This is a genomic window from Parafrankia sp. Ea1.12, assembly GCF_900465275.1.
Classification (GTDB): Bacteria; Actinomycetota; Actinomycetes; order Frankiales; family Frankiaceae; genus Parafrankia; species Parafrankia soli.
On sequence record NZ_UBIZ01000489.1, the window covers coordinates 1 to 236 of the forward strand.

Annotated in this window: 1 pseudogene; it reads left to right on the forward strand. The window is 73.3% G+C overall.

Annotated features, from left to right (window positions below):
- Positions 1-236: pseudogene (locus tag FMEAI12_RS29205) on the forward strand (hypothetical protein); the annotation flags it as partial.

Consider the following 236-nt stretch of genomic DNA (forward strand, 5'->3'; position numbering starts at 1 on the left):
GGACATCGAGTTGCTCGTGCTGCGGCATGAGGTCGCGGTGCTGCGCCGCACCCAGCCCAAGCCCCGGTGGGACTGGGCGGACCGGGCGGTGCCCGCCGCACTGATCCGACTCCTGCCCAGAGCGCTGGGAGCGCACCGGCTGGTCACCCCCGGGGACCGTCCTGCGGTGGCACCGCCGCCTGATCACACGGACATGGACCCACACGCACCGGACGGGAGGGCCACCGATCAGCCAG